Source organism: Mycolicibacter acidiphilus (assembly GCF_018455725.1).
GTDB classification, from domain to species: Bacteria; Actinomycetota; Actinomycetes; order Mycobacteriales; family Mycobacteriaceae; genus Mycobacterium; species Mycobacterium acidiphilum.
Window position 1 is genome coordinate 48,656 of the sequence record NZ_JAHCLR010000040.1, and the last position, 11,833, is coordinate 60,488.

Consider the following 11,833-nt stretch of genomic DNA (forward strand, 5'->3'; position numbering starts at 1 on the left):
TCGATGGGGTGCTCTTAGACCGGCCGGTGCGCTTCGCCGCCGACTCGTCGTGTCCATTGTGCACAACCCGCAGCCGCGGCGCGGGGTGACCGTTCGCGGCCGGGCCGCCGCCCGGATCCCGCGGCGCGGGAACCTGGAACTCGGTGGGCCGCACCGGTTCGGCCGGCTCGCCACCGCCCGTCGCGGCGGTCAGCATCTTGGGGACGACGGCTGCGCCGACGGTCGCCACGGTCGCGGTGCCCAGCGCCTGCGCCCAGCCGATCGGGCCCAGCGGTGTGCACCCCAGCAACTGGCTCAGGCCGGGGATCGAGATGAGCGTGCCCATCGCCCCCAGCGAACCGACCGCAGTCAACACCACCAGCGGATCCCGGGAGTCCAGCAGCGTCTGCCCGAGCTGGGCGGCCACCAGTGACACCAGCGCGACCGTGGAGGCCCGCTGCTGACGCCCGGTGAACGACGCCAGCGCCCAGGCTCCGACCGCGGCCGACGCCGTCGTCACCCCGCGCACCGCAACCGTGCGCCACAGCGCGTCCGGATCCGGGCCGCGGGTGGTGGAGACCGTGGACTCGTTGAGCTCGCTGACCGCCAGGGCGGTCGCCGGCAGCGCGTCGGTGAGCATGTTCACCAGCAGCAACTGCCTCGCGTTCAGCGGTGAACGCCCGGTGATCGCGCTGCCGATGATCGCGAACGCCACCTCACCGGCATTGCCGCCCAGCAGCACCGCGACCGCGGCCTGCACCCGCTGCCACAGCTCGTGGCCCTCATCGAGCGCATCGAGCAGTGCGTGCACCCGGCCGCCGAGCAGCACCACGTCCGCGGCGGTGCTCGCCGACTCGCTGCCGTGCGCGACGACCGCCAGCCCGACGGTGGCCGCCCGGATCGCCGCTGCATCGTTGGCGCCGTCGCCGACCATCGCCGACACCTTGCCGGTGCGCTCCAGGGTCTGCACCACCTGGACCTTGTTCTCCGGGGACATCCGGGCGAACACCACCCGCTCGTTCACCGCGCGCTCTTGGCCCTTGCGCGACAACGCATCCCAGTCGGCACCGCTGATCACCTGATCGGCGTCGATGGACAGGCCCAGCTCGCGGGCGATCGCGGTGGCGGTCACCGGATGATCGCCGGTGATCAGCCGCACCGGGATCTCCCGACGGTCCAACTCGGCCAGCAGGTCCGCGGCCTCCGGCCGGGGCGTGTCGGCGATCCCGATCAGGCCGACGAAAGTCAGTCCGGCACCGCAGAATTCGGCGATGTCCTCCGGGTCCGGGTCGTCGCCGAGGGCGGCCACCTGCTCGGCGGAGAGTTCGCGCCGGGCCACCGCGATCACCCGCAGGCCCTCACCGGCCATGCCCAGCACGGTCTTCCGGATCGCCGGGTCCCCGCCGCAGGCCGGCCCGACAACCTCCGGGGCGCCCTTGACGGTCAACTCGGAACCGTCGACCGATGCCGAATAGCTGCGGCCGGAACGGAACGGCAGGTGTGCGACCTCGCCGCGATCCGGGTCCACCACCTCGGCGGCGTGCGCCGCGTCGACGATCGCGGCGTCGGTCGCGTGCACCTGTTGACCGTTGGTGGTCGGGGCGGCGGCCGCCGCGTACGCCAGCACCTGGTCCTCGGAATACCCGTCCGCCGGCTTGACCCGGGTGACCCGCAGCTTGTTCTGGCTGAGCGTCCCGGTCTTGTCGAAGCACACCACGTCGACCCGGCCGAGCGCTTCCACCGAGCGTGGAACGCGAACCAGCACACCGGATTTCGTCAGACGACGCGCCGATGCCTGCTGCGCCAGGGTCGCCACCAGCGGCAGCCCCTCGGGGATCGCCGCGACGGCGATCGCGATCCCGGACGCCACCGACTGGCGCAGCCCGATCCGGCGGATCATGCCCAGCCCGGTGACCAGCGTCCCGCCGGCCAGGCTGATCCGCCAGGCCCTGCTGGTCAGCAGGCTCAACTGGTGCTGCAACCCGACCGCGGACTGCTCGCCGGCGACCAGTTCGGCGGCCCGGCGGCTGTAGGTGTCGGAGCCGGCCGCAGTGACCAGGACCAGCGCGGTGCCGGTGATCACCGTGGTGCCGGCGTAGACCATGCACTCCCGGTCGGCCAGATCCGCGCCCGGGGTGGCCTCGACCTGCTTGACCACCGACAGCGACTCGCCGGTCAGCGAGGATTCGTCGACCTCCAGGTCGTCGGCGTCGATCAGCCGCCCGTCGGCGGGCACCACCTCGTGCGAGCGGACCTCGATCAGCTCACCCGGTTGCAGGTCCTCGGCGACGACGTCGGTGTAGGTCCGGTCCTCGCTGGTGGCGCCGAGCACCACCTTGCGGGCCGGCGCCACCTGCTCGTTGAGCAGGACGCTCAGCCGTCGTTCGGCCACCAGTCGCTGCACGGCGGCCAGTACGGCGTTGCCGCCCAGCACCGAACCGACCAGCACGGCGTCGACGGGGGAGCCGAGCACGGCGCTGGCCGCCGCCCCGAGCGCCAGCACCGGGGTGATCGGGTCGGACAGTTCACCGCGCACGGCGTTGGTGAACTGCCAGAACAGCCGCCGCGGCGGTGCGGTCCACTCGACCCCGCGGCGGGCCAGGCCGAACGCCGCCAGTGCGGCGGCGGCCGGTGCCGCATGATGCTGCTCGACCGGGGCCACCACGTCGGGGGAGGGCAGCAGCGTACGCACCTGGTCCACCGACATCGCATGCCATTCATGCACCGCCGCCGGCCGCGGCGCCGCGGCGTCCACCGCCCGCCGAGCCAGCCAGTAGCCGGACAGTGCACCGGCCGCGGCACCGGTGGTGACCGGACCGGGACCCCGGCCGCGCACCCCGGGCAGCATCAGCAGCGACCCGAGGGCCGAAGCGCCGGTGGCGATCTCGACGCCGCGCCGGCTGGCCGCCCGGGCCGCCGGCAGTGCGTGCAGCACCCGCCAGGCGCTGGACAGGTTGGTCAGCAGCACGTCGGCGCACCACGGCGGGCAGCCGTCGGCCGGCAGCATGCCCAGCGCCACGTCGGCGGCGGCCAGCGCATCCAGCGCAGCCGCCGACAGCACCGCGACGTCGTGGCCGTCGGCCTGGTAGGCGGTGACCGCCGCGATCAGCGCCTCGTCCACCGTCGCGCCGTCCAGCGGGCGGATGTCATCGAAGATCGGCCGCAGTTCGCCGAGCGCCTCGACCTCGACCGAGACCACCTCGACGTCGGCGTGCCGCGCCTCGGTCACCACGGCGGCGGCCAGCGGCAGCAGGGCGGGCTGCACCGATGCCTGCGGGGCGCCAGCCCGGCGCTTGCCGATCCGGTGCCAGCCGGGCTGCAGTTCCGGGTCGTCCAGCAGCGTCTGGGCCTGCACCCAGGCGGCGCGCAGCTCGTCGTCCTCGACGCCGCGCACCTGCACGATCCGCAGGGCGGTGCCGCAGAGCACCCGCGGGTCGATGACGACGGTGTCCACCCTGTCCAGTTCGCGCAGGCTGCCCGGTCGCAGCACCAAGGCGCCGTGCTGATCGGCCAGGCCGCGGCCCAGGGTCGCGGCGAACGATTCCCGGGTGGTGCGGGCGGCTTTCGGGGCGGCGATCGCCGCGGCGGTGCCGGCCATGTCCGGGCTGCGGGTGACGGCGCCGATGACCCCGGCCCCGGCGGCCTGCACCCAGGAACTGCGCTGCAGGTGCCGCTCGACCGGGCCGTCCGGGCGCGGTGTGGGCCGCTCCCGCGGGTCCAGCGGCGGCTGCTCGGCGTAGTCGGCCAGATCCGGCTCGCTGCGACGCCAGGCCCGGGCCGCGGCGCGCTCCTCACCGGCCCGCATCGCGTCGACGCTCAGGTCCACCGCCAGCGAGGTCGGCGCCTGATTGAGGGTGTGCACGCCGGCGGTCGCCAGCGCCAGCACGGTGTCGGTCGTCGACTTGCCGAGGCGTTCCTCCAGCAGCCCGCGCAGCCGCGGCTGGTAGTCGACGATCGTCACGCCGGCTTCCAGCCCGAGCGGCAGGCCGGGCAGTCGGAGCAGCTTGCCGATGGTCGCCACACCCAGCCCGGCCGCGTTGGCGCTGATCGTCAGCGCGCGCATCGCCTGCGCCAGACCGTCACCGGGCAGCGTCGCCGGAACGGTCCGGTGCGCGGCCGTCCGCTCGGCGGCGGGCACCCGCCGGTAGAGGTTCTCGGCATCGGTCACCGCCTGGCACAGGTCGCGCAGCGACATCGGGTGCTGCGGGTCGATCCCCACCACCAGCCGGGACAGCGGGTGGTTGATCCGGGCCGCGGTGACACCGGGCAGTGCCCGGGCCGCGCTGAGCACCGTCGTCGCCAGCTCGGACCCGCGGGCGCCGTCCAGGCCGTGGACCTCGATCCAGGCCCGGTCCTCACCGCGCCAGCAGCGCCGCGCCAGCGCCGAGCCCGCGAACTCGCGGGACAGCACCTTGGCGGTCTGGCGGGCGGGCAGGGTGGCCAGTCCGACGCCGGCGGCCGCTACCGTGCCCGCCGCGCCGACCACTCCGGCCGCGGTCTGAACGGACGCGCCGACCAGGGCGGACGTGACCTGGACACCGAGATTGGCTGCGCGCAGCGGAAGGGATTGCCGTATTGCTTGACCGATATTCACTCGCACCTGATCAGTGCCGAGTGCGGGAGCGACTGCCGGTGCCGCCCGTGCGTTGTGCGGTGGCCTTCTTCGCCGCCGGCCGGCGCCGGGGTGCCGCTGATCCGGTCGGCTTCACCGCGGCCAGCGGCCGGGCCGGTGTCGCCGGGGCTGGTGCCTTCACCACGGCCGGCGTCTCGGTGGATCGACTGCCCAACTGCTTGAGCACCAGTGCGGCGCCGCCCACGGCCACCAGCACCGGCCACTCGACCAGGCCGGCGACACCGAGTGCGCCCAGCGTCAGGGCGGCCGCCGGCGTCGAATGACTGCCCTGGCTCACGCCGCGTTGCACCCCGCTGGACACCCCCTTGACGCCGCCGATGACACCGTTGACCGCCGCACCGCCCAGCGCTCCGGCAGCCTCGGTGGTCATGGTGGCCGCCCGAGTAGCCGCCTTGGTCAACTTCTGTACCGTCGCTCCGACGGCGTTCATGGTGCTTCCCTGCCCTTCAACATGAGGCAAATTCCATAACCCCACCATCTTATGCTCGGATCGACCCGAAGCGGCGGAATCATTACCGAATTCATAACCGCCCGGGTGCTGTTGAGCCGTCCGACGGCGCCGTCGCTACCGGCTGATCTCCACCAGCACCGGCGCATGGTCGCTGGGGGACTTGCCCTTGCGCTCGTCCCGGGCGATCTCGCCGTGACTCACCCGGGCGGCCAGCGCCGGTGAGCCCAGGATGAAGTCGATCCGCATGCCCTGCTTCTTCGGGAAGCGCAACTGGGTGTAGTCCCAGTAGGTGTAGACGCCGGGGCCGGGTGTGAACGGGCGCACCACATCGGTGAACTGCGCGTCGGCGAATGCGTTGAACGCCTGCCGTTCCGGTGCCGAGACGTGCGTCTTGCCCTCGAACACCGCCATGTCCCAAACGTCGTCGTCGGTGGGTGCGACGTTCCAGTCGCCGACCAGCGCGATCGGCGCCGACGGGTCGTCGCGCAGCCAGCCTTCGGCGTTATCACGCAGGGCGGCAAGCCAATTCAGCTTGTAGGTGTAGTGCGGGTCGGCCAGTTCCCGGCCGTTGGGCACGTACAGGCTCCACACCCGCACCCCGCCGCAGGTGGCGCCGATCGCGCGCGCCTCCACCGCCGGCTCATCACCCGGCTTCGCCCAGGACGGCTGATTGGGGAAGCCGACCGTCACGTCGTCCAGGCCGACGCGGGAGGCGATCGCCACCCCGTTCCACTGGTTGAACCCGACGTGGGCCACCTCATAGCCCAGCTCGTGGAACGGCAGCGCCGGGAACTGCGCGTCGGTGCACTTGAGTTCCTGCATGGCCAGCACGTCGACCTCGGCGCGGGCCAGCCAGTCCGTCACCCGGTCCACCCGGGTGCGGATGGAGTTGACGTTCCAGGTGGCCAGTCGCAGTGGAGTCATGTGCTCAACCCTAGGGCCGTACGGAATGGGCATCGAGGTAGCGGGTGCGGTGCTGCCCGGTGAAGCCGATCGCCTCGAAGAAGCCGAACGCACCCGGGTCGGCACTGGGTAGATGCAGCGGTCCCAGCTTCGTCTCTCCTTCGTCGAGCCTCGCTGAACCGCTGGGTTGCTGCAGCGGTCCCAGCTTCGTCTCTCCGTCGTCGAGCCTCGCTGAACCGCTGTCGACCTGTGCGTACGCCCGCGTCGCGCCGCGCCCGGCACCCCACGCCAGCAGCGCCGCGCAGATCGCCCGGCCGTGACCGCTGCGGCGCTGATCTTCGAGCACCCGCAGCGCGGTCAGTCCGACCCAGCGCGTCCCGTCCGGGGACTCGGTCACCGCCGCGCGGCCGACCGCCGCCCCGGGCACCGACGCGAACACCGCCTCGCCGTCGACCACCGCGGTCAGCACCTCGACGGGTGTCCCGGCGCCGTGACACCGCAACCAATCGGCGTCCGGCTGCGGGGACAGGGTCACCGTCGGCGCCGGATCCTCGGGCAGCACGTCGCATACCAGCGTGCGCGTCTCGTGCACGGCCGGAAGGTTCTCCGGCACCCGCAGCAGGCGCTCCGGCACCGCCAGCCGCGGCGGCAGCCCGCGCTGCACATACCAGTCGATGATCGCCGGGATCGTGCTGGTCTGCACGAACATGTCCAGTGGCACAGCGGAATTGGCCGCCAGATCAGCGCAGGGGCCGGCGCGCAGCCACCAGCCGTCCAGCCATTGGTGCTCACTGCCCGGCCAGGCCAGTGCGGCGGCGTGCTCCACCGCGCGGATCGCCGAGTTCTTCACCGGGCGGTCGGTCAGCCGCCGCACGTACAGCACGTCGGCCAACCGGAACTCGTGCACCTCGCCGTCGGCGGCCCGCACCCGCACCCGCGGGCCGACCTCCACCAGGTGGCCGAGCACGTCACCCATCGACGGGTCCGAACCTGGCGGCCGCAGATAGCGCAGGCTGACGCGGGTGCCGACCTCGGGCAGTTCCGGCGGCGTGGCCATCAGTGGCCGAACGGGTCGGGCACCTCGCCGGGCATCCAGGACAACTCCGGCACGCCCCAGCCGTTGGACTTGACCCGCTTCTTCGCCGCGCGGGCGTACCGGCCCACCAGCCGGTCCAGGTACAGTAAGCCGTCCAGGTGGCCGGTCTCGTGCTGCAGCATCCGGGCGAACAGCCCGTTGCCCTCCAGCTCGACCGGCTTCCCGTCGGCGTCCAAGCCGGTGACCCGCGCCCAGCCGGCCCGGCCGGTGGGGAACGACTCGCCGGGCACCGACAGGCAACCCTCGTCGTCGTCATCGGGGTCCGGCATGGTGTCGGGCACCTCGGAGGTCTCCAGCACCGGGTTGACCACGACGCCGCGGCGCCGGCCGGCCGTGCCGCGGTCATCGGGGCAGTCGTAGACGAAGACCCGCAGCGCCACGCCGATCTGGTTGGCGGCCAAGCCGACTCCGTTGGCGGCGTCCATCGTCTCGTACATCGTGGTGATCAGCTCGACCACCTCGGCCGGCAGTGCGCCGTCGTCGCCGACCGGCACGGGACTGGTCGGCGTGTGCAGAACGGGATCACCCACGATCCGGATGGGGACGACAGCCATGACCGGTTAGCTTAGTGGTGGGTCCCGGCGGGCCCCAGCGGGCCACAGTGGCGACTCGCGGGAGCGGCTCCCAGTCCAGCACCGCATGGCGTGATTCAATATTCGCGCACGACACGCCGCCGAAACGCAGTGACGTTCACAGTTCGAGAACTTTCCGGAAGGGTCCAGGAAACGATATGGACGGCGCCATGGCGCAGGTGAATCGCTCAGGGGACGATTCCGAACCGACCGACGGCCTGACCCGTCGGGAACACGACATCCTGGCCTTCGAACGGCAGTGGTGGAAGTACGCCGGCGCCAAGGAAGAGGCGATCAAAGAGCTGTTCTCGATGTCGGCGACCCGCTACTACCAGGTGCTGAACGCGCTCGTCGACCGTCCGGAGGCGCTGGCCGCCGACCCGATGCTGGTCAAGCGACTCCGCCGGCTGCGGGCCAGTCGGCAGAAGGCGCGCGCGGCGCGGCGGCTCGGTTTCGACATCACCTAGAAACCCTTGAGTACCGCGCGTTTATAGGTTATGGCCCGCTCCTCGATACAGTGGGCGCGATGAACGACCACGTCCCCGACTCCACCGGACTCCCGCTGCGCGCCATGGTGATGGTGCTGCTGTTCCTGGGCATCGTGTTCCTGCTGGTCGGATTCCAGGCGCTCGGCTCGTCCGGCGGCGACCACGACAGCGTCGCGACCACCACCACGTCGAAGCCGGCCACCACGACGTCCGCGTCGGCGAAGCCGGAACACCCCGCCACCAAGGCCGACGTGCGCGTCTACAACATCTCCGAGCAGGCCGGCCTGGCCGGTGCCACCGCCGACCACCTCCGCGAGGCCGGCTTCAACGTCACCGAGGTCGACAACCTCGAACTGCCCGAGGTCACCCAGACCACCGTCTACTTCGGGGAGGCCGCCGGCGAGCATGAGGCCGCCAACGCCGTCGGGCAGACCCTGCACGTCCCGGTGGAACCGCGGATCCCCGACGTGGCCGAGCAACCGCCGGGCGTCATCGTGGTGGTCGCGGGTTAAGCTCTGCGCATGGTCACGTCAGCTCACCGCAGAGCCCTTGTCGCCTTCAGCACCATGGCCGTCGCCACCCCGGTCGCTTTGCTGGCGGCGTGCAGCCCCAACCAGCCGCCGTCGGACGTGCAGGGCACGGTGCCGTCGGTGTGGACCGGATCCCCGGCGCCGATGGGCCCGCTGAACGAATCCAATGAGCAGGGCAAGTCCGAGAACCTGACCGCGCACCTGGCCACAGCCGACGGAACCCAGGTCGCCACCGCGACGTTCCAGTTCAACAAGGCGAACGGCAAGGATTTCGTCACCGTCACCGTGCAGACCACCAGTGGCGGCCAACTGACCCCAGGCTTCCACGGCCTGCACATCCACAGCGTCGGCAAGTGCGAGGCCGACTCGGTGGCACCGGCCGGCGGGGCGCCGGGCAACTTCCTGTCCGCCGGCGGGCACTTCCAGGCCCCCGGCCACAACGAGCACCCGCAGAGCGGTGACCTGACCGCCCTGCAGGTGCGCGAGGACGGCAGCGCGCTGCTGGTGACCACCACCGACTCCATCGACCGGGACAACCTGCTGGCCGGGTCGGGCACCTCGCTGATCATCCACGCCGACGACGACAACTTCGCCAACATCCCGGCGGACCGCTACACGCAGGTCAACGGCACCCCCGGCCCGGATTCGACCACGCTTACCACCGGCGACGCCGGCAAACGGGTGGCGTGCGGTGTCATCTCGTCCGGATAGCCTGCCGGCCTCCCGGGCCGATGCCCGGATCGAATTCGCTCGCTCTCCCCGACCGACGCTCGGCGTCGAATGGGAGTTCGCCCTGGTCGACGCTCAGACCCGTGACCTGAGCAACGAGGCCAGCGCGGTGCTGTCCGAACTCGGCGAGGACCCGCGGGTGCACAAGGAGTTGCTGCGCAACACCGTCGAACTGGTCACCGGGATCTGCGACACCACCGGCGAGGCGATTGAGGATCTGCGCCAGACGCTGACCACCACCCGGCAGATCGTGCACGGCCGGGGCATGGAACTGTTCGGCGCCGGGACGCACCCGTTCGCTCAGTGGTCGGCCCAGAAGCTCACGGACGCACCGCGTTACGCCGAGCTCATCAAACGCACCCAGTGGTGGGGCCGGCAGATGATGATCTGGGGGGTGCACGTCCACGTCGGCGTCTCCTCGTCGCACAAGGTGATGCCGATCATCTCGTCGCTGCTGTTGCACTACCCGCACCTGCTGGCACTGTCCGCATCGTCGCCGTGGTGGGCGGGCGAGGACACCGGCTACGCCAGCAACCGCGCGATGATGTTCCAGCAACTGCCGACCGCCGGGCTGCCGTTCCACTTCCAGCAGTGGTCGGAGTTCGAGGGTTTCGTCTACGACCAGAAGAAGACCGGGATCATCGACCGGGTCAACGAGATCCGCTGGGACATCCGGCCGTCGCCGCACCTGGGCACCATCGAGGTGCGGGTCTGCGACGGGGTGTCCAACCTGCGGGAACTCGGTGCGCTGGTGGCGCTGACGCACTGCCTGATCGTGGACCTGGACCGCCGCCTCGACAACGACGAGACGCTGCCGACCATGCCGCCGTGGCATGTGCAGGAGAACAAATGGCGGGCGGCGCGCTACGGGCTGGACGCCGAGATCATCCTCGACGCCGACAGCAACGAACGGCTGGTCACCGAGGACCTCGACGACCTGCTCAACCGGCTGGAGCCGGTCGCGGCCCGGCTGCACTGCGCCGACGAACTGTCGCACGTCGCCGACATCTACCGGTACGGCGCCTCCTACCAGCGGCAGCGCCGGGTGGCCGAGGAGCACGACGGTGACCTGCGCGCGGTCGTCGACGCCCTGGTGGGAGAGCTGGACATCTCGTGATGGAGATGCCGATGTTCCCGCTGGAGTGGGTGCTGCTGCCCGGCGAGGAACTGGCGCTGCGGATCTTCGAACTGCGCTACACGGTGCTGGTCGGCGACCTGATCCGCAGCGGCGACCCGCGGTTCGGGGTGGTGCTGATCGCCCGCGGCCGGGAGGTCGGCGGCGGCGAGCAGCGCAACGACGTCGGCACCATGGTCAGCATCACGCACTACGACGAACTCGGGTCCGGCCGCTACAACCTGCGCTGCCTGACCGGGCAACGGATCCGGGTGGGCGAGTGGTTGCCCGACGACCCCTACCCGCGGGCGATGGCGCAGGTGTGGCCGGATGAGCCGTCAGATGAGTTGACTGAGAAGCAGTTCAGTGAACTCGAAAGGCGGATCGTCGCGCTGCACAAGCAGATGGCAACCGCCCCCTGGCGCTGGCTGATGGCGAGCCGGAACACGTTGAGCGGCGGCAAGCGGCTGCGGGCGCTGGACCCGGTGCAGCGGCTGTACTCGCTGGCCTGCCGGGTGCCGATGGGTGAGGCCGACCGTTACGCCGTGCTGGCCGCGCCGTCGCTGTCCGATCGGCTGGCGGTGCTGCACGAGGCGATCGAGACCGTCGCCGCGCGGGTGGAGTTCCAGATTCCGCGGTGACTTTCGCCGAAATCCACGTCAGCGTGCGAAAGTTCGAGAAGCGGCCGCGCTGACGTCGATCTCGCCGGGTCTGGCCTCCCCGCGTTAGCGTCTGGTCAGCGCGAACACCCGGATGTCACGCTGGGTGCGCTGCTCGTAGTTCGCGTAGTTGCTGATGTAGTCGACGAACTTGCCGTAGACGCGATCATGCTCGGCGCCGGTCAGTGGCGTCGCGAGCACCGGAATCTCCGTGCCGCCCATCGTGACCCAGGCGTTCGGGTCGGCCAGCAGGTTCAGCGCCCAGGCCGGGTGGTGGGCCTGGCCGAAGTTGCTGCCGACCAGGAACAGCCGCTCGCCCTCCTGCATGTAGGCCAGCGGAATCTGACGGCGCTCACCGGATTTGCGTCCGGTGGTGGTGAGCAGCAGCAGCGGGGCGGCGATCGGACCGAAGATCGTCCACCGGCCGTTGCTGTGGCCCAGCAGCCAGCGGTCCAGCGGGGTGAGCTTGCGTACGCACCATGCGCCGGCCTTGGTGCCGATCACGGCGCCGGCTGCCCGACGCATCGCCGACCCGGGGTCTTTGCCCCAGCGGACCGCGGGGAAGGGATTCTCGGTCATGCTCGGATTATTCACCAGCACGGTCCCACCGTCGCGGGCGTGCACAACTCACCGGCAAACCCGCAGGTCGCGGGCTGTTGCAAAATCGGTAGTTAGGTGA

Annotated in this window: 10 protein-coding genes and 1 pseudogene; 5 read left to right on the forward strand and 6 right to left on the reverse strand. The window is 71.2% G+C overall.

The genetic code is table 11. The annotated features are described in order from the left end of the window. Positions 1-14: 14 nt before the first annotated feature. The 5 genes and pseudogenes from KIH27_RS17235 to KIH27_RS17255 all read right to left on the reverse strand — a co-directional run bounded on the left by KIH27_RS17235 (position 15) and on the right by KIH27_RS17255 (position 7,616). Positions 15-4,573: pseudogene (locus KIH27_RS17235) on the reverse strand (cation-translocating P-type ATPase). A 10-nt stretch (positions 4,574-4,583) separates the two neighbouring features. Further along, on the reverse strand, positions 4,584-5,042 hold the full coding sequence (locus tag KIH27_RS17240; protein ID WP_214094189.1) for a hypothetical protein: 459 nt from the start codon (positions 5,040-5,042) through the stop codon (positions 4,584-4,586). 135 nt (positions 5,043-5,177) lie between these two features. After that, positions 5,178-5,978: an exodeoxyribonuclease III gene (locus KIH27_RS17245; protein ID WP_214094200.1), complete on the reverse strand. Its 801-nt coding sequence runs from the start codon at positions 5,976-5,978 to the stop codon at positions 5,178-5,180. A gap of 19 nt (positions 5,979-5,997) precedes the next feature. Further along, positions 5,998-7,023, reverse strand: a complete 1,026-nt coding sequence (locus KIH27_RS17250; protein ID WP_250150294.1) for an N-acetylglutamate synthase, CG3035 family — start codon at positions 7,021-7,023, stop codon at positions 5,998-6,000. Beyond that, positions 7,023-7,616: a peptide deformylase gene (locus KIH27_RS17255; RefSeq protein WP_214094190.1), complete on the reverse strand. Its 594-nt coding sequence runs from the start codon at positions 7,614-7,616 to the stop codon at positions 7,023-7,025. The genes KIH27_RS17250 and KIH27_RS17255 overlap by 1 nt, the downstream gene beginning before the upstream one ends. 176 nt (positions 7,617-7,792) lie before the next feature. Here KIH27_RS17255 and napA point away from each other — a divergent pair, with 176 nt between their 5' ends. Genes napA through KIH27_RS17280 form a run of 5 tightly spaced genes read left to right on the forward strand, consistent with a single transcriptional unit; the run spans position 7,793 to position 11,136 of the window. Next, positions 7,793-8,101 carry a nucleoid-associated protein NapA gene (gene napA, locus KIH27_RS17260; protein WP_214094191.1) on the forward strand — a complete coding sequence of 103 codons (309 nt, stop codon included), beginning with the start codon at positions 7,793-7,795 and terminating at the stop codon, positions 8,099-8,101. A gap of 59 nt (positions 8,102-8,160) precedes the next feature. After that, entirely contained in the window at positions 8,161-8,634 is a 474-nt protein-coding gene (locus KIH27_RS17265) for a LytR C-terminal domain-containing protein (protein ID WP_214094192.1), read from the forward strand. Between the two features lie 9 nt (positions 8,635-8,643). Then, the gene (gene sodC, locus KIH27_RS17270; protein WP_214094193.1) at positions 8,644-9,363 is read left to right on the forward strand and encodes a superoxide dismutase[Cu-Zn]; all 720 of its coding nucleotides are present in this window, start codon (positions 8,644-8,646) and stop codon (positions 9,361-9,363) included. A 1-nt stretch (position 9,364) separates the two neighbouring features. Continuing rightward, positions 9,365-10,498: a glutamate--cysteine ligase gene (locus KIH27_RS17275; protein WP_214094202.1), complete on the forward strand. Its 1,134-nt coding sequence runs from the start codon at positions 9,365-9,367 to the stop codon at positions 10,496-10,498. Further along, positions 10,498-11,136, forward strand: a complete 639-nt coding sequence (locus KIH27_RS17280; RefSeq protein ID WP_214094203.1) for an LON peptidase substrate-binding domain-containing protein — start codon at positions 10,498-10,500, stop codon at positions 11,134-11,136. Before KIH27_RS17275 ends, KIH27_RS17280 begins: the two co-directional genes overlap by 1 nt. A gap of 84 nt (positions 11,137-11,220) precedes the next feature. Here the strand turns inward: KIH27_RS17280 and KIH27_RS17285 are convergent, their stop codons facing one another. Beyond that, positions 11,221-11,733, reverse strand: a complete 513-nt coding sequence (locus tag KIH27_RS17285) for a nitroreductase/quinone reductase family protein (RefSeq protein WP_214094194.1) — start codon at positions 11,731-11,733, stop codon at positions 11,221-11,223. Between the last annotated feature and the right edge of the window lie 100 nt (positions 11,734-11,833).